Origin of the sequence: Streptomyces virginiae, from assembly GCF_000720455.1 — a bacterium.
Lineage (GTDB): Bacteria > Actinomycetota > Actinomycetes > Streptomycetales > Streptomycetaceae > Streptomyces > Streptomyces virginiae.
In genome coordinates, this window is record NZ_JOAK01000019.1 from 92,278 (window position 1) to 109,950 (window position 17,673).

Here is a 17,673-nt window from a genome sequence, read left to right on the forward strand (position 1 = left end):
GGCCGCACGGCCCGGAGCCGGAGGGTCCGTCAGGCGGTGCCGGAGGCCGACTTCAGGCCTGCGACGACCTGGTGGGCCAGGGTGTCCAGGTGGGCGGGCGTGACCGCGTCGCGGACGACGACCTGGCGCCAGTAGAGCGGGCCGATCAGCAGGTCCAGGGCGTGGTCGGGGCTGATGTCCGCCGGGAGTTCGCCTCGGGCGACGGCGTCCGAGACGATGCCCTGGGCCATGCGGTGCTGGCCGTCCAGGAGCGCGCCGCGGACGGCGTCCGCGATCTCCGGGTTGCGGGAGGCCTCGACCAGGAGGTCCGGGATCACCGCGGACGCCACCGGGTGCCGCAGCACGTGTGACATGACCTCCAGCAGGGCGCGTACGTCCCCGTAGAGCGAGCCGGTCGCCGGCACCGGCAGGCCGTCCACCGCGAAGGCGCCGACCAGGTCGAGCACCAGGTGCAGCTTGGACTTCCACCGCCGGTACACGGCCGTCTTGCCGACCCCGGCACGCCGTGCGATGCCCTCGATGGACATCCGGGAGAACCCGACCGCGGCCAGCTCCTCCAGCACCGCGTTGCGGATCGCCTCCGTCACGTCCTCGCGCAGGACGGCGGCGCCGGCGGGGGCGCGGCGGGCGGAGGCGGAGGGTGCGGGGTCCGTGGTCATGGACAGAGCATAGCCGCGGCCCGTCACGACGATACGGTTGCGTTCCGTCGGCCCACGCCATAACCTCGCCGTAGCGACGATACGGACCCGTCCCGACCCACGTCGAAAGCGAACCCAGTGACCACCGCGACCGCATCCACGACCGCGCCCGCCACCTCCGCCGAGGTCGCGCAGCTGGCCGCCGCCCACGGCCTCACGCTCAGCGGCGCCCGCCCGACGCTCCCCCGCTACATCGCGCAGCTCTGGCAGCGCCGCCACTTCGTGGCCGCGTACGCGAACGCCCGTATGCAGGCCACGTACAGCACGGCGAAGCTCGGCCAGGTCTGGCACCTGGTGACCCCGCTGCTCAACGCGGCGGTCTACTACTTCATCTTCGGCATCGTGCTGAAGGCCAGCCACGGCGTGCCGGACTACGTCCCCTTCCTGATCACCGGCATCTTCGTCTGGGACTTCATCAGCAGCTCCGTCAACGCCGGCACCCGCGCCGTCCACGGCAACCTCGGCCTGGTCCGCGCGCTGCACTTCCCGCGCGCGAGCCTGCCCATCTCCACCGTCGTGCAGCTCTTCCAGCAGCTGCTCGTCTCCATGGCCGCCCTGGTGATCCTGCTGCTGGCCTTCGGCCAGCGGCCCGGCGCGGCCTGGCTTCTGGCCGTACCGGCGCTCCTGCTGACGGCCCTCTTCGCCGCCGGCTGCGCCATGCTCATGGCCCGCATCGGCAGCAAGAGCCCCGACGTCAGCCAGCTGATGCCCTTCGTCCTGCGTACGTGGATGTACTCCTCGGGCGTCATGTGGTCGATCGACCAGATGCTCGGCAAGAACGACCTGCCGCACTGGGTGCTGACGGCCCTCAAGGCCAACCCGCCGGCGGTCTACATCGACCTGATGCGCTTCGCGCTGATCGACAGCTTCCCCGCACACGCGCTCCCGCACCACGTGTGGCTGCTGGCCGCCGGCTGGGCGCTGCTCGCGGGCGTCGGCGGATTCATCTACTTCTGGAAGGCAGAGGAGGCGTACGGCCGTGGCTGACGACACCCGGGTACCCACCGTGATCGCGGACGGGGTCCACGTCATCTACAAGGTCCACGGGACCGGCGCCCGCAAGGGCGGCGCCACGGCGGCGCTCAGCCGGATCTTCTCCCGCGGGGCCACCCCCGGCATGCGCGAGGTGCACGCGGTCAAGGGCGTCTCCTTCACCGCCTACGAGGGCGAGGCCATCGGCCTCATCGGCTCCAACGGCTCGGGCAAGTCCACCCTCCTCAAGGCCATCGCCGGCCTGCAGCCGGTGGCCCGCGGGCGGATCTTCTCGCACGGCCAGCCGTCCCTGCTGGGCGTGAACGCCGCCCTGATGAACGACCTGACGGGCGAACGCAACGTCATCCTCGGCGGCCTCGCGATGGGCATGTCCCGGCAGCAGATCCGCGAGCGCTACCAGGACATCGTCGACTTCTCCGGCATCAACGAGAAGGGCGACTTCATCTCCCTGCCGATGCGGACGTACTCCTCCGGCATGGGCGCCCGGCTGCGGTTCTCCATCGCCGCCGCCAAGGACCACGACGTCCTGATGATCGACGAGGCCCTGGCCACGGGCGACGCGGCCTTCCAGCGGCGCAGCCAGGCCCGCATCGAGGAACTCCGTGAGCGCGCCGGCACCGTCTTCCTGGTCAGCCACGCCATCAACACGGTCCGCGAGACCTGCGACCGCGCGATCTGGCTGGACTCCGGCGTCCTGCGCATGGACGGCCCCGCGGACGAAGTCTGCGCCGCCTACGAGGCCTCCAGCCGCGCCGGCGCTTGAGGCGGCACCCCCAGCCCCGCAACGGGCCGGGCCCGGGACCACAAGGTCCCGGGCCCGGCCCGTTTCACGTTCGGCTACGGCAGCCCGGTCAGCTGTGCGCGCGCAGCAGGCTGCGCATCGTCCGCATCGCCACCGACAGGTTCGCCAGGTCGAAGTCGTCCGAGCCCCGGATCTCCTCCAGGGTCGTCCGGGCCCGCCCGATGATCGCCGCGTTCTTCTCCTCCCACGCCTTGAAGCGCTCCTCGGGAGTCGAGGCGCCGTTGCCCACCGACAGCACGTCCGCGGTCAGGGCCGCGTGCGCCGCGAACAGGTCCTCACGGATCGACGCGCGGGCCATGGACTGCCAGCGGTCGGCACGCGGCAGCTCGATGATCCGGTCCATCAGCTGTGTGATGTCCAGGCGGTCGGCGAGGTCGTAGTACACCTCGGCGACACCCAGCGGGTCCACGCCCGTCCGGTCCGCGATCGCGACGATGTCCAGCGTCGGGAAGGCCGAGGAGAACCCGGCGACCTTCGCCGCCAGCTCCTCCGGCACGCCCTCGCCGGTCAGCTCGTCCATGACCAGCTGGTACCAATCCAGGTCCGCACCGCGCACCAGCTTCGGCAGCTCCGCCCACACCCCGGCCACGCGCTCCCCGAAGAAGGCGATGGTCTCGGTGATCTGGAGCGGCTGCGGCCGGTTGTTGAGCAGCCAGCGGGTACCGCGCTCGACCAGGCGGCGCGAGTGCAGGCGCACCCGGGTCTGGACGTCCGCGGCCACCTTGTTGTCGAGCGCCTCCACGGCGTCCCACACCTCGGCGAGGCCGAAGATCTCGCGGGCCGCGAGCTGCGCCCGGACGATCTCCTCCGTGGAGGCCCCGGTCTCCTCGCGCAGACGGTGCAGGAAGGTCGAACCACCGGTGTTGACGGTGTCGTTGACCAGGATCGTCGTGATGATCTCGCGGCGCAGCGCGTGCGCGTCGATCTGCTCGGAGAACTTGTCGCCCAGGGCCGCCGGGAAGTACGCGAAGAGCAGGCGGCGCAGGTACGGGTCGTCCGGCAGCTCGGTGGCGATGAGCTCGTCCGCCGTCGTGATCTTCGTGTACGCGAACAGGACGGCCAGCTCCGGCTGGGTCAGGCCCTTGCCGTTGTTCAGCAGTTCGCGGATCTGCCGGTCGGTGGGCAGGAACTCCAGCTCGCGGTTGAGCAGTCCGGCGCCCTCCAGGCGGCGCATGAAGCGCTGCTGGGCGTGGAGCAGGCTGGGCGCCTGCGCCGAGCCGTTGGCCAGCGCGGTGTTCTGCGCGTAGTTGTTGCGCAGTACCAGGCGGCCGACCTCGTCGGTCATCTGCGCGAGCAGCTTGTTGCGCTGCTTGACGGTCATGTCGCCGTCGGCGACGACCGCGTTGAGCAGGATCTTGATGTTCACCTCGTGGTCGGAGGTGTCCACGCCCGCGCTGTTGTCGATGGCGTCGGTGTTGACCTTGCCGCCCTCGCCGCCGGCACCGCTGCGGGCGAACTCGATGCGGCCGAGCTGGGTCAGGCCCAGGTTGCCGCCCTCGCCGATGACCTGCGCCCGCACGTCGGAGCCGTTGACGCGGATGGCGTCGTTGGCCTTGTCGCCGACGTCGGTGTGGGTCTCGGAGGTCGCCTTGACGTAGGTGCCGATGCCGCCGTTCCACACCAGGTCCACGGGGGCCTTGAGGATCGACTGCATCAGCTCGGCCGGGGTCATCTTGGTGACGCCGGCCTCGATGCCGAGCGCCGCGCGCATCTGCGCGGTGACCGGGACGGCCTTGGCGGAACGCGGGTGGATGCCGCCGCCCGCCGAGATCAGCGAGGCGTCGTAGTCCGCCCACGAGGAACGCGGCAGCTCGAACAGGCGCCGGCGCTCGGCGTACGAGGTGGCCGCGTCCGGAGTCGGGTCGATGAAGATGTGCCGGTGGTCGAAGGCGGCCACCAGGCGGATGTGCTCGGAGAGCAGCATGCCGTTGCCGAAGACGTCACCGGACATGTCACCGACGCCGACGACGGTGAAGTCCTGGGTCTGGGTGTCGTGGCCGAGCTCGCGGAAGTGCCGCTTGACGGACTCCCACGCGCCGCGGGCGGTGATGCCCATGCCCTTGTGGTCGTAGCCGGCCGAGCCGCCCGACGCGAAGGCGTCGCCGAGCCAGAAGCCGTAGGACTCCGCCACGCCGTTGGCGATGTCGGAGAACGTCGCGGTGCCCTTGTCCGCGGCGACGACGAGGTAGGTGTCGTCCTCGTCGTGACGGACCACGCTCCGCGGCGGCACGACCTCGCCGGCGACCATGTTGTCGGTGATGTCGAGCAGCGCCGAGATGAAGATCTTGTACGAGGCGATGCCCTCGGCGAGCCAGGCGTCGCGGTCCACCGACGGGTCGGGGAGGTTCTTGGCGACGAAGCCGCCCTTGGCACCGACCGGCACGATGACGGTGTTCTTGACCATCTGCGCCTTGACCAGGCCGAGGATCTCCGTACGGAAGTCCTCGCGGCGGTCGGACCAGCGCAGGCCGCCTCGGGCGACCTTGCCGAAGCGCAGGTGGACGCCCTCGACGCGCGGGGAGTACACCCAGATCTCGTACGCCGGGCGCGGCGCCGGAAGGTCCGGGATGGCCTGCGGGTCGAACTTCATCGACACGTAGGCGTGCTGCTCGCCCTGGGAGTCGAGCTGGAAGAAGTTCGTGCGCAGGGTCGCCTTGATGAGGGTGAGGAAGGCCCGCAGGATGCGGTCCTCGTCGAGCGAGGCGACCTGGTCCAGGGCCCCGTCGAGCTCCTCCAGCATGGCGTCCACGAGCTCGCTGCCCGCGGCCTGGCGGACGGGCGACATCCGGGCCTCGAAGAGCGAGACCAGCAGCCGGGTGGTGTGGACGTTGTTGCGGAGGGTGTCCTCCATGTAGTCCTGGCTGAAGGTGGAGCCGGCCTGGCGCAGGTACTTGGCGTACGCGCGCAGGACGACGGCCTGCCGCCAGGTCAGGCCGGCGCTCAGCACGAGGGTGTTGAAGTTGTCGTTCTCGGCCTGGCCGTTCCAGACGGCCGCGAAGGCGTCCTGGAAGCGCTCGCGGGCGTCGTCGCCGAGGTCGCCCGCCGAGAGCCGCAGACCGAAGTCGTAGATCCACGCGTTCGTGCGGTCGGCGCAGCGCAGCTCGTACGGGCGCTCGTCGGTGACCTCGACGCCGAGGCGCTGGAGGACCGGCAGGACGGCGGACAGGGAGACCTGCTCACCGGCGCGGTAGATCTTGAAGCGGCGTTCGCCGGGGCCCGCGCCGACGGGCTCGTACAGCGACAGCGCGAAGTCCTTGTCGCTGCCGCGCAGCTTCTCCAGGTGCACGAGGTCGGCGACGGCGGCGCGCGGCGAGTGGTCGGCCTTGTAGCCCTCGGAGAAGGCGCTGCCGTAGCGGCGCAGCAGCTCCGCGGCGCGCTCCTCGCCGAGTTCGGCGTTGAGGGCCTGGTCGAAGCCGTCGGCCCAGGAGCGGGCGGCCTCGACGAGACGGCCCTCGATGCGCTCGACGTCGCCGTCGGTCAGCACGGGCAGCTCGGTGCCCTGCGGGACGCGGATGACGAAGTGGATGCGGGAGAGGATCGACTCGGTGTTCCAGGCGGTGAAGTCGACGCTGATGCCGCCGAGCTCCTCGCGCAGGATGTCCATCAGGCGCAGCCGCACACCGGTGGTGAAGCGGTCGCGGGGCAGGTAGACCAGCGCGGAGTAGTAGCGCCCGTACTCGTCCTGGCGCAGGTACAGCCGCAGCCGGCGGCGTTCCTGGAGGTAGAGGACCGAGGTGACGATGGACTGGAGCTGGTCGACCGGGGTCTGGAACAGCTCGTCGCGCGGGTAGGTCTCCAGGATCTGCGTCAGGTCGCGGCCGTCGTGGCTGGACGGCGAGAAGCCGGCCCGCTCCAGGACCTCGGCGACCTTGCGGCGGATGACCGGCACGCGGCGCACGGACTCGGTGTACGCGGCGGAGGAGAACAGGCCGAGGAAGCGGCGCTCGCCGATGACGTTGCCGTCGGCGTCGAACTTCTTGACGCCGACGTAGTCGAGGTACGAGGGGCGGTGCACGGTGGAGCGGCTGTTGGCCTTGGTCAGCACCAGCAGGCGGTGCTCGCGGGCCTTGGCGCGGGCGTCGGCCGGCAGCCGGTTGAAGGACGGCGAGACCGGGTGGCCGTCGTCCTTGCCGCTGTGGTGCGGGTCGGAGCGCAGGATGCCGAGGCCGGTGCCGGGCACGGCGGCCAGGGAGTCGCCGTCGACGAGGTTGTACTCGCGGTAGCCGAGGAAGGTGAAGTGGTCGTCGGCGAGCCAGCGCAGCAGCTCGCGGGCCTCTTCGAGTTCGTACTCGCGCAGGTCCGGGGCGGTGGGCTCGTCGGGCAGGCCTTCGGCGATGCGCAGCGCGGCGTCGCGCATCTTCTCCCAGTCCTCGACGGACTCGCGTACGTCGGACAGGACGCGCAGCAAGTCGGCGTTGATCTGCTTGAGGTCGGCGCGGTCGGTCTCGCGGTCGATCTCGACGTGGATCCAGGACTCGACGAGGGAGTCGTGGGGGCGCGCGGTGCGGGGGCCGTGGGCGTCGCAGTCCGGGCCGAGGATCTCGATCAGCTTGCCGGTGACGTCACGCCGGACGACGACCTGCGGGTGGATCACGACGTGGATGCCGCGGCCCTGGCGGGACAGCTCGTTCGTCACGGAGTCGACGAGGAAGGGCATGTCGTCGGTGACGACCTCGACGACGGAGTGGCTGGAGGTCCAGCCGTTCTCCTCCACCGTGGGGGTGTGCACGCGTACGTTCGCGGTGCCCTGCGGCCGGTTCTCGGCCAGTCGGTAGTGGGAGAGCGCGGCTCCGAATACATCGACCGGGTCCCGGTCCGTGAGGTCCTCGGGCGCCGTGTGCAGGTAGTAGCGCTGGAGGTAGGAGAGGACCGCGTCCTGGTCCGGACGCTCTCCCTGCTCGGACCCAGTCGGAAGTAGCCCCCCGGCCGGGCTGTGCTCAGCTACCCGGGCCGCCCGTGCGAGCAGCTCGGCCTTTGCTTCGTCCAGCTTGGTCTGCATGTCCTCTGGCTCCTGTCGCGCGCCATTGCGTGACGTAGGTGAAGGAAGGAATGACATAGCGCCGCGAGGCGGGGTGTCCGTTCTGAATCGACGCTATGCCGTCGTGAGAGCCGACCGGGAGGGAATGAGCCAAGATCGGCTGGCGATCCCGGTGGCGGGGATCAGCGATGGCCCGGGCACTGTCGTGCGCCGGGCGCAGGCCGGAGGCTCCAGTGCCCCCGATGGATATCGCGCTGATCACGGGTACAAGGCTATCCCGACCTACCCCCAAGTCGTCATTCGCTGCATCTGTACAAATCTTGGGGTGGAACTTTGACACTCTGGCCAGCGACGTGGCAGGCCGTCCGTGCAGCGGCCCGGCCAGTCGCTATTCGGCCAGCTCGCGAGCTGTCAGAACGGCCTCGGCCAGGCTGTCCACGACGGGTACTCCGGCTGATTCCAGACTGCGGCGGCTGTGCGAACCGCCCGTGTAGAGGACCGCGCGGGCGCCGACGTGGGCGGCGGCGAGTGCGTCGTCCACCGCGTCCCCGATGAGGACCGTACGGTCGGCGGTCACCCCCGTCGCGTGGAGGGCCTCCATGTGGCGTACGAGATGTCCCGCCTTGGAGGTGTGGGAGGGGCCGGTCCGCCCGTCGACGCGCAGGAAGTGCACGTCGATGCCGTGCTCGCGCACGAGCGGGACGAGCCTGTCGTGGGGCGCGAGGGACAGCAGGGACTGGGTGAGCCCGCCGAGCTGCCACTCCCGGAGCAGTTCCCTGGCGCCCTCGGTGAGCCCGGCGTCCGCGGCGGCGGCCCAGTAGTGGCGGTGGAAGGTCTCGTCCATGACGAGCCACTCCGCCTCGGTGGGCAGCCGTCCCATGAGGCGCTCGTAGAACTTCGGCACCGGTACGACGTACAGCTCGCGGTACGTCTCCAGCGTGATCGGCGCGAAGCCGAGCTCGGCGAAGGAGGCGTTCGTCGCGGCTATGACGGCGTCGATGTCGTGGAGCAGCGTGCCGTTCCAGTCCCAGACGATGTGGTTCGTGTGCGTCATTTCAGCAGTCCCGGGATCTCCTGCACGCCGAACCAGAGCAGCTCGTGGTCCTCGGCGCCGTCGACGGTGAACCGCGCGTCCTCGTCCCCGCCGTCGGCGGCGGGCAGGGCCAGCGCGGCGGCGGCGACGTCCTCGTCGGCGTCGTCGGCGTCCACGTGCACCGCGGCGGCCACGGTGAGGCGCACGGCGGCCGCGAGGCTCACCTGGCCGAGGGTGGCCTCGTCGACCCCCGGGGTGGCGGTGGCGGCCTTGTCGTCCACGTCGAGGGCGACGACGACGCGTCGGCGGGGCGCGCCGGGGTCGGCGGCGAGCAGCCGCAGCGAGGCGGCCGCGGCCCGGCCCAGGGCCGCGTACTCCAGCTCCTCGATGTCGTCCGAGACGTACCACTCGCGCAGGCCGGGGGTGACGGCGTACGCCCGCAGCGGGGCCGGGCCCAGCTCACCCGCCTTGTGCACCTCGGCGAGCGCGGGGAGGGTCAGGGGGACGTACACACGCATGGCCGGCTGCTTTCGGTAGTCGGAAACGCACCCAGGATACGACTCGGAGGGGGCCGGCAGGGGTCCGGCAGGGTGACGGCCGCCGTACCCCATCGGGCTGCCGGGACGCGCCGGGCGCCCGTCCACCCGCTGATCCGGGGCCGGGACCGGGCCCGCGCGGGGGCGGCGGGGCACGCACTCGGATAGGTGAACCGGGCGCGCGGCGGGCCGTGGCCCGGCCGTGGTTGCGGAGCGTGTTCGCCGACCGTAGAAGGTCCCCATCAAGTTACCGCCCGGTACCGCTCCGGGCCCGGCCTGTTCGGGGGCAGATCGCGATGGACACCACGACGCGCGGCACGATCGGCAGCAACGGAGGCCGCCGCCGGCCCGCGGGCCGCTCCGGAACCCGCCCCGCCGGGCGGCGCGACCAGCGACGCCCGGCGGGTCCCGCGCCCACCGTGCGCCCCGGTCCGCACCACTGGTTCGCCGAACGCCTGCTGGCCGTCGTCAGCGGCCGGCGCCCGGTCCACTCGCTCCTCGGCCACACCATCGGCCCGGCCTACCAGCAGCTGGTGAACCTGGCTCCCGCCGAGCTGGCGCTGCGCGAGCGCCTGTCACCGGTCGTCCGCCAGTGCGGCCGCTTCATCCCCGGCCCGGGCGTCATCGAGGCCTTCGCCCGCATCGCCACCGGCGACCGCGTCACGGCCATGGCCTTCCGCCTGGAACAGGGCCCGGACCTCCGCTGGCGCTGCGCGGCGGTCGAAATCCAAGGCCCCCGCCCGTGACCCCAGCGCCGCCGGCGTTCGAGGCGCGGGGGCCCGGGGGCAGCGCCCCCGCTCGGCGCCGCACCCGGCACCACACGGCAACCCCCGCGGGAGCCGGACGGCGAAACGGCCGGGGCCGGACACCCACAAGGTGTCCGGCCCCGGCCGACGGCTCAACCCGGCAGCGGGTTACTTCTTGCGGCGACGCCCGCCCGCGGCCTTCTGCGCCTTGCGGCGCTCGGCCCGCGTCATCCCGTCACCGGCGGCGTCGCTGTCGAAGTCACCCTCGATCACGCCGCCCTCCCCGTCGACCGTCGGCGCGGAGAAGTGCAGCCGGTCCGGACGCTGCGGCGCGTCCAGCCCCTTCGCCCGGATCTCCGGACGCGCGGCCGGCACCGGCTCCTTCGTCAGCGACGGCGCGGCGTCCTGCACCGGAAGCTCCTCGACCTGCTGCTCGACCTGGACCTCCAGGTTGAACAGGTAGCCGACGGACTCCTCCTTGATGCCTTCCTGCATGGCGTTGAACATGTCGAAGCCCTCGCGCTGGTACTCGACCAGCGGGTCCTTCTGGGCCATCGCCCGCAGGCCGATGCCCTCCTGCAGGTAGTCCATCTCGTACAGGTGCTCGCGCCACTTGCGGTCCAGCACCGACAGCACCACGCGCCGCTCCAGCTCACGCATGATCTCCGAGCCGAGGGCCTTCTCGCGGGCCTCGTACTGCTCGTGGATGTCGTCCTTGACGGACTCCGCGATGAACTCGGCGGTGATCCCGGCCCGGTCGCCCGCGGCCTCCTCCAGCTCCTCGATGGTGACCTTCACCGGGTAGAGCTGCCGGAAGGCGCTCCACAGGCGCTCCAGGTCCCACTCCTCGGCGAAGCCCTCGACCGTCTCGGCCGCGATGTACGCGTCGATCGTGTCGTCCATCATGTGGCGCACCTGCTCCTGGAGGTCCTCGCCCTCCAGGACGCGGCGGCGCTCGCCGTAGATGACCTCGCGCTGGTTGTTGAGGACCTCGTCGTACTTCAGGACGTTCTTGCGCGTCTCGAAGTTCTGGGTCTCGACCTGCGACTGGGCCGACGCGATCGCGCGCGTCACCATCTTGTTCTCGATCGGCACGTCGTCCGGCACGTTCGCCATCGCCATGACCCGCTCGACCATCTGCGCCTTGAACAGGCGCATCAGGTCGTCACCCAGCGACAGGTAGAAGCGGGACTCGCCCGGGTCGCCCTGTCGGCCGGAACGGCCGCGCAGCTGGTTGTCGATACGGCGCGACTCGTGGCGCTCGGTGCCCAGCACGTACAGCCCGCCGAGCCCCTTGACCTCCTCGAACTCCGCCTTCACGGCCGACTCCGCCCGGGTGAGCGCCTCGGGCAGGGCGTGCGCCCACTCCTCGATGTGCTCCTCGGGGTCCAGGCCGCGCTGGCGCAGCTCCGCCTCGGCGAGGTCGTCCGGGTTGCCGCCGAGCTTGATGTCGGTACCACGGCCGGCCATGTTCGTGGCGACGGTGACCGCGCCGCGGCGGCCGGCCTGGGCGACGATCGTCGCCTCACGGTCGTGCTGCTTGGCGTTGAGCACCTCGTGCGGGATGCCGCGCTTGGAGAGCTGCTGGGAGAGGTACTCGGACTTCTCGACCGACGTCGTACCGACGAGGATCGGCTGACCCGTCTCGTGCTTCTCCGCGATGTCGTCGACGACGGCGGCGAACTTCGCGACCTCGGTCCGGTAGATCAGGTCGGGCTGGTCCTTGCGGACCATCGCGCGGTTGGTCGGGATCGGGACCACGCCGAGCTTGTAGATCTGGTGGAACTCGGCTGCCTCGGTCATGGCCGTACCGGTCATGCCCGACAGCTTCGAGTACAGGCGGAAGAAGTTCTGCAGGGTGATCGTGGCGAGGGTCTGGTTCTCGTCCTTGATGTCCACCCCTTCCTTCGCCTCGATCGCCTGGTGCATGCCCTCGTTGTAGCGGCGGCCGGCGAGGATACGGCCGGTGTGCTCGTCGACGATCATGACTTCGCCGTCGATGACGACGTAGTCCTTGTCCTTCTTGAACAGTTCCTTCGCCTTGATGGCGTTGTTCAGGTAGCCGACGAGCGGGGTGTTCACCGACTCGTAGAGGTTCTCGATGCCGAGCCAGTCCTCGACCTTGGCGACACCGGCCTCGTGGATGCCGACGGTGCGCTTCTTCTCGTCGACCTCGTAGTCGCCGGTCTCCTCGATGCCCTTGAGCGGCTGGCCGGCCTCGCCCTTGGTCAGGCGGGTGACCAGCTTGGCGAAGTCCGCGTACCACTTCGTGGCCTGGTCCGCGGGACCGGAGATGATCAGCGGGGTGCGGGCCTCGTCGACGAGGATCGAGTCGACCTCGTCGACCACGGCGAAGTTGTGGCCGCGCTGGACCAGCTCGTCCTGCGACCACGCCATGTTGTCGCGCAGGTAGTCGAAGCCGAACTCGTTGTTCGTGCCGTAGGTGATGTCGCAGCTGTACTGCTCGCGACGCTGCGCCGGCGACATGTTCGCCAGGATGCAGCCGACGGACAGGCCCAGGAACTTGTGGACGCGGCCCATCATCTCGGAGTCGCGCTCGGCCAGGTAGTCGTTCACCGTGATCAGGTGGACGCCCTTGCCGGACAGCGCGTTCAGGTACGCGGGGAGCGTGCCGACGAGGGTCTTGCCCTCACCGGTCTTCATCTCTGCGACGTAGCCGAGGTGCAGCGCCGCGCCACCCATGATCTGGACGTCGTAGTGGCGCTGGCCGAGGACGCGCTTGGCCGCCTCGCGCACGGTCGCGAAGGCCTCGGGCAGCAGGTCGTCCAGGCTCTCACCGTCCTGGTAGCGCTGCTTGTACTCGTCCGTGAGCGCCCGCAACTCGGCGTCGGAGAGGTTGACGAAGTCCTCTTCGATGGAGTTGACCTGGTCCGCGATGCGGTGCAGTTTGCGCAGGATCTTGCCTTCGCCTGCACGCATGAGCTTGTTGAAGACGGACACCGAGGTTTGTCTCCTTGCCGGTCGGGCCTGGGCACTGTACGTACACGGGCACGGCAGGTGGGCCCCACCGCAACGGCCATCGTAAGCGAGGACTCGGCCGCGTCGGGAGGTCCGCCGTTCCCAGAGGGCACGGGTGCCCGTATTGAGAACGTACGGGGGACGCCGAAGGTGCCGCATCGCCCGGGCGGATTCTCGAAAAGTGTTGGCTCCGGGCGCCGCGGCGGCAGCAGAATCCGCGCATGGAGCCCACCACACTGACCACCGAACGCCTCGTGCTCGGGCCGTTCGCCCCCGAGGACGCCGCCGAGGTGTACGCCGCCTGCCAGGACCCCGAGATCCAGCGCTGGAACGAGGTCCCCTCCCCTTACGGGCGCGCGCACGCCGACACCTGGGTGAACGAGACCGTGCCGGCCGGCTGGCGCGGGGACACCGGCTACAGCTTCGCGGTCCGCCTCGGGGCCGGCGGCCCGCTGGTGGCGGCCCTGGGCGTACATCCGCGCGGCGAGTCCGTGTTCGAGATCGGCTTCTGGGCGGTGAAGGAGCACCGGGGCCGGGGCTACGTGACCGAGGCGGTCGGCGCCGCCGCCCGCTGGGCCTTCGCCGAGCTGGGCGCGGGCCGCCTGGAGTGGCGGGCCGACGTCGGCAACGCGGCCTCCCGGGCCGTAGCCGACAAGGCCGGCTTCCGGATCGAGGGGACCCTGCGCGCCGGGATCTCCCACCGCGGCACCCTCCGCGACTGCCGGGTCGGCGCCCTGCTCCCGTCCGACCTCGGCCTGCCCTCACACCTGCCGTACCTGTCGGCGCCCACGGCCTGAGCCGTGCAGCCGGGCCCGTTGTCAGTGGCCGCCCCTAAGCTCGGCGCATGAGCAGCCTGCCGCCGCCGACCGTGTCCCTGTCCGCCGACGAGGCCCGCCGGATCGCCCTGCGCGCGCAGGGCTTCCTCGGCGCCCCCGACCGACGCGGCGGGGTCCGGGGGGTCCTGCGCCACCTGGGCGCCGTCCAGCTCGACACCATCTCGGTGCTGGCCCGCTCGCACGAGCTGATCCCGTACGCACGGCTCGGCGCGGTCGGCCGGGACGCCGTGGAGAAGGCCTACTGGAGCGAGCGGCACGCCTTCGAGTACTGGTCGCACGCGGCCTGCATCCTGCCCATCGAGGAATGGCCGCATTTCGCGTTCCGGCGCCGCGCCAACCGGGCGCGCGGCCACCGCTGGCACATCCTGGAGGACAAGCAGCACTCGACGCGGGCGGTCCTGGACCGGCTGAAAGCGGACGGTCCGCTGACCTCCACCGAGCTGGGCGGCGCCAAGAACGGCGGCGAGTGGTTCGAATGGTCCGAGACCAAGATCGCGGTGGAGTGGCTCCTCGACACCGGCGAGGTGGTGTGCAGCGAGCGCCGCGGCTGGAAGCGGGTCTACGACCTCCCCGAGCGGGCCGTGCCCGACGCGCTGCTCCACGACGACCTGGACGACCGCGAGTGCCTGCGCCGCCTGGTGGCCCTGGCCGGCCGGTCCCTGGGCGTCGGCACCCGCGCCGACATCGCCGACTACCACCGGCTCAAGGGGGACCAGTTCGACGCGGTGGTCGCGGACTCCGGACTGGTCCCGGTGGAGGTCGAGGGCTGGGCCAAGCCGGCCTGGGCGGACCCGGCGGCCCTCGCGACGGCTCCCCGGGGCCGCCACCGCACGACGCTGCTGTCGCCCTTCGACTCCCTCGTCTGGGACCGCCCGCGCACCGAGCGGATCTTCGGCTTCACCCACCGGCTGGAGGCGTACGTCCCCAAACCCAAGCGGATACACGGGTACTTCGCCATGCCGCTGCTGGCGGGCGGCCGGCTCCAGGGCCGCGTCGACCCGGCCCGCGAGGGCAGCACGCTGGTCGCCCGGCAGCTCTCGCTGACCTCGCCCGCGGCAGCGGCGGCGATGGCGCGGGCCCTGCGGGAGGCGGCGGAGTGGGTCGGCTGCGACGCGGTCCGCGTGGAGCGCGCGCAGAACGCCGCCGAGGCCGCGGCGGTGACGGCCGAGCTGACCGCACTGGGCACCTGACCGCGCCGCCGCCGCACGACCTGCGCCGTGTCTTCCAGCTCAGGCCGGGCTCACGGTGACCGGCTCCCTGTATCCGGCCTGATCGCCACGACACGACCTAGCGGATCTCCAGGATCTTCTCCCGCATCGCGTAGACCACGGCCTCCATCCTGGAGTGCAGCTGGAGCTTCTCCAGGATGTTGCGGACGTGGTTCTTCACGGTGTTCTCGGAGATGAACAACTCCTTGGCGATGTCACGGTTGTTCATGCCGGTGGCCACCAGCTTGAGGACCTCCAGCTCCCGGTCCGTCAGCCTCGGCGCCGGCACCAGCCGCCGCTCGTCGGTCCGCTGGATCATCGACTTGAACTCGGTGAGGAGCTTCGACGCCATCGACGGGCTGATCTGCGACTGGCCGTCGGCCACCGCCCGGATCGCCGTGGCCACCTCGTCCGTGGAGATCTCCTTCAGGAGGTACCCGGTCGCGCCCGCCTTGATCGCGTCGTAGAGGTCCGCCTCCTCGTCGCTGATCGTCAGCATGATGATCTTCGCGGAGGGGGCCACCTCCTTGATCGAGGTGCACGCCTCGATGCCGCCGCGCCGGGGCATCCGCACGTCCATGAGCACGATGTCCGGCAGCAGGTCGGCCGCCTTGTCCACCGCCTCCGCGCCGTCCCCGGCCTCGCCGACGACCTGGATGTCCTCCTCCTGCGCGAGGACGATCTCCAGTCCCCGGCGGAAGAGCGCGTGGTCGTCGACCACGAGTACCCGGATGGGCTCCCCGGCCGGCGGGCCGGCGGTCTCCCCCGAGGGGTCCGCCCCGCGGCAGGCCGCGCCGTCGTCCGCTCGTACCGGACCGAAGCTGTCCGCCATCGTCCCTCCCCCTGCATGTGCTGAGCTGCCGGGCCAACCGGACACGTTCCGCGACCGGTTGACTGCCCGCCATGATTCCATGCCCGCACCACGGCGCGGGGGATGCCGGCGGACCTCCTGGCGCATACCCGTCATGCAGGTGCCCCCGCGGAGGCGCCGGAGCGCCCCGCGGGGGCAGCGAACGGACTGCTCAGCCGCCGAGCGCGCCACCCGCGCCGCCCCGCGGCTCCTCCGAGCTGGAGGCCCCGTCGGGGTTCACGTGGATGACGCCGTAGTCATAGGCGTGACGCCGGTAGACGACACTGGGCAACTTCGTCTCGGAGTCGACGAACAGATAGAAGTCGTGGCCGACCAGCTCCATCTCGTACAGAGCCTGGTCGAGCGACATGGGCGCGGCCGAGTGGGTCTTCTCGCGGACGATGAGCGGGCCTTCGCCCTGCACCTCGATGGATCCGATCCGGGTGATCGGAACCCCGTCCGTCTTCTCCTCGCTGACCGGCTGGCCACTGCCGTTGAGCGACGCGACGCCCGGCACGACGTCGGCGACCTCTGCCGCCGGGATCCGGCCGTTGCCGCGGCGGGTGTAGCGCTTGTCGTGCTGCTTGCGCAGCCGGGCCTCCAGCTTGTCCTGAGCCAGGTCCAGCGCCGCGTACGGGTCGGCGGCGGCCGCCTCGGCCCGGATCACCGGGCCCCGCGAATGCAGGGTGATCTCCACGCGGTCGGAACGGTCGGCCTGGCGCGGGTTGTGCTCCTTGGACACCTCGACGTCCAAGCTGATCACCTTGGCGTCGAGCTTCTGGATCCGCTCCGGATTCAGCTTCTCGGCCACGTGCTTGCGGAACCGCTCGGGCACCTCGGTCTTGCGGCCCTTGACGACGATGTCCACGCAGAACTCCGTTCCCGGATAGCTCCGCCCGACGGGGCGAAGCGTCTCCCTTTCGCACCAGACTCCGGTGAAGGCCGGAGCCTCGGACTTGGCGACTTTCACCTCCTCCTCCCCCATCGGCAAGATCTACACCCCACCGACTTCGGAGTCGAGAGAACAGCCTCCTGAGTTCCTTACAACCGAACATATCCCTCTATGACGGTTGTCGGCACCCGCTACTGGCCTGTACTTCCAGTCCAGTGGCCGTTCCCTCGTACTACCTGCAACGATGGGCCTTCCCCTCCAGTTCCAAATCTATTCACGGGATTTTCCCCCCGGCGCTGTTGCAGGTCATGGCCCCCAGGCCGGGGCGGGCAGGCGAAGGAGTCCGCCGGCGCGGCCACCACCGCCGCCCGCAGCACGCCGTCCGGCCCCGCCTCCGCGCCTTCCCCGGATCCGGCCCGGTATCCCGCCGCCAGGCCCGCCGCGCGCACCGCCCGGGCCGCCTCGGCCAGCGTCGCCCCGGTGGTGACCACGTCGTCCACGAGTACGATCCGGGCGCCCCGCGTCAGCCGCGCCCCGTCCCGGCGCACCGCCAGGGCCCCCGCGAGGTTCTCCCGGCGCTGCCGGGCCCCCAGACCCGCCTGGTCCGCCACCGCCCGCCGCAGCCCCAGTACGGGCGCCACGCGCGCGGGAACACCGGCCCGCCGCAACCGTCCGGCCGCGGCCAGGGCGATCCTGCGCGCCGGATCGTGCCCGCGCGCCCGCACCTGCCGGCGCGCGGACGGGACCGGCACCAGCGCCAGCTCACCTCGCCCCGGCCCCGGACCGCCCGCCAGGACGGCCGCCGCCAGCGCGGCGCCCAGTACCCCGGCCAGCGGGAGCGCCCCGCGCTCCTTGTGGGCCAGCAGGACGGCGCGTACGGCCCCTTCGTAGGCGGCGGCCGCCCGTACCACCGGCAGCCCCGCGGGACGCGGAGACGGGCTCACCAGCCCCGCCGCGGCCCCACTGAGCGCGCCCCCGCACTCACCGCACACCAGCACGCGGGCGGCACCGCACCCGGCGCAGTCGACCGGCAGGACCAGCCCGGCGAGCTCCTGCCACCACCCCCGCATGGCTCCCACCCTGGCGGCCCGGCCCCCGGCCCGCCACCCCTGTGGACAACGC

The 17,673-nt window shown here is 71.3% G+C and carries 13 protein-coding genes; 5 read left to right on the forward strand and 8 right to left on the reverse strand.

Going from position 1 to position 17,673, the window contains the following annotated elements; translation table 11 throughout:
* Positions 1–29: 29 nt before the first annotated feature.
* Positions 30–659, reverse strand: a complete 630-nt coding sequence (locus tag IG86_RS0125920; protein ID WP_030665012.1) for a TetR/AcrR family transcriptional regulator — start codon at positions 657–659, stop codon at positions 30–32.
* Between the two features lie 117 nt (positions 660–776).
* Here IG86_RS0125920 and IG86_RS0125925 point away from each other — a divergent pair, with 117 nt between their 5' ends.
* Entirely contained in the window at positions 777–1,685 is a 909-nt protein-coding gene (locus IG86_RS0125925; RefSeq protein ID WP_030900056.1) for an ABC transporter permease, read from the forward strand.
* Positions 1,678–2,454 (forward strand): ABC transporter ATP-binding protein, encoded by a 777-nt coding sequence (locus tag IG86_RS0125930; protein WP_030825421.1) that lies wholly within the window; start codon positions 1,678–1,680, stop codon positions 2,452–2,454. The genes IG86_RS0125925 and IG86_RS0125930 overlap by 8 nt, the downstream gene beginning before the upstream one ends.
* Positions 2,455–2,542: 88 nt before the next feature.
* On the opposite strand, the gene IG86_RS0125935 is transcribed toward IG86_RS0125930, so the two are convergent.
* The 3 genes from IG86_RS0125935 to IG86_RS0125945 form a co-directional block, all read right to left on the reverse strand.
* Positions 2,543–7,492, reverse strand: a complete 4,950-nt coding sequence (locus IG86_RS0125935) for an NAD-glutamate dehydrogenase (protein ID WP_030825424.1) — start codon at positions 7,490–7,492, stop codon at positions 2,543–2,545.
* Between the two features lie 367 nt (positions 7,493–7,859).
* Positions 7,860–8,525, reverse strand: a complete 666-nt coding sequence (locus IG86_RS0125940) for an HAD family hydrolase (protein ID WP_030900060.1) — start codon at positions 8,523–8,525, stop codon at positions 7,860–7,862.
* Positions 8,522–9,022: a DUF6912 family protein gene (locus IG86_RS0125945; RefSeq protein ID WP_030665029.1), complete on the reverse strand. Its 501-nt coding sequence runs from the start codon at positions 9,020–9,022 to the stop codon at positions 8,522–8,524. Before IG86_RS0125945 ends, IG86_RS0125940 begins: the two co-directional genes overlap by 4 nt.
* A gap of 314 nt (positions 9,023–9,336) precedes the next feature.
* On the opposite strand from IG86_RS0125945, the gene IG86_RS0125950 reads away from it, so the two are divergent.
* Positions 9,337–9,786, forward strand: a complete 450-nt coding sequence (locus IG86_RS0125950; protein ID WP_234349058.1) for an Rv3235 family protein — start codon at positions 9,337–9,339, stop codon at positions 9,784–9,786.
* Positions 9,787–9,954: 168 nt separating this feature from the next.
* On the opposite strand, the gene secA is transcribed toward IG86_RS0125950, so the two are convergent.
* Positions 9,955–12,747 (reverse strand): preprotein translocase subunit SecA, encoded by a 2,793-nt coding sequence (gene secA / locus IG86_RS0125955; protein ID WP_030825436.1) that lies wholly within the window; start codon positions 12,745–12,747, stop codon positions 9,955–9,957.
* 239 nt (positions 12,748–12,986) lie between these two features.
* On the opposite strand from secA, the gene IG86_RS0125960 reads away from it, so the two are divergent.
* Positions 12,987–13,562, forward strand: coding sequence for a GNAT family N-acetyltransferase (locus IG86_RS0125960; protein WP_030825440.1), 576 nt, complete (start codon positions 12,987–12,989; stop codon positions 13,560–13,562).
* Between the two features lie 47 nt (positions 13,563–13,609).
* On the forward strand, positions 13,610–14,791 hold the full coding sequence (locus IG86_RS0125965) for a winged helix-turn-helix domain-containing protein (RefSeq protein ID WP_030825443.1): 1,182 nt from the start codon (positions 13,610–13,612) through the stop codon (positions 14,789–14,791).
* 97 nt (positions 14,792–14,888) lie between these two features.
* Here the strand turns inward: IG86_RS0125965 and IG86_RS0125970 are convergent, their stop codons facing one another.
* The 3 genes from IG86_RS0125970 to IG86_RS0125980 form a co-directional block, all read right to left on the reverse strand.
* On the reverse strand, positions 14,889–15,641 hold the full coding sequence (locus IG86_RS0125970) for a response regulator (RefSeq protein ID WP_030825446.1): 753 nt from the start codon (positions 15,639–15,641) through the stop codon (positions 14,889–14,891).
* A gap of 190 nt (positions 15,642–15,831) precedes the next feature.
* Positions 15,832–16,527, reverse strand: a complete 696-nt coding sequence (gene hpf / locus IG86_RS0125975; RefSeq protein ID WP_030825449.1) for a ribosome hibernation-promoting factor, HPF/YfiA family — start codon at positions 16,525–16,527, stop codon at positions 15,832–15,834.
* Positions 16,528–16,742: 215 nt separating this feature from the next.
* A complete protein-coding gene (locus IG86_RS0125980) occupies positions 16,743–17,621 on the reverse strand; it encodes a ComF family protein (protein ID WP_063761568.1) in 879 nt (292 codons plus the stop codon).
* Between the last annotated feature and the right edge of the window lie 52 nt (positions 17,622–17,673).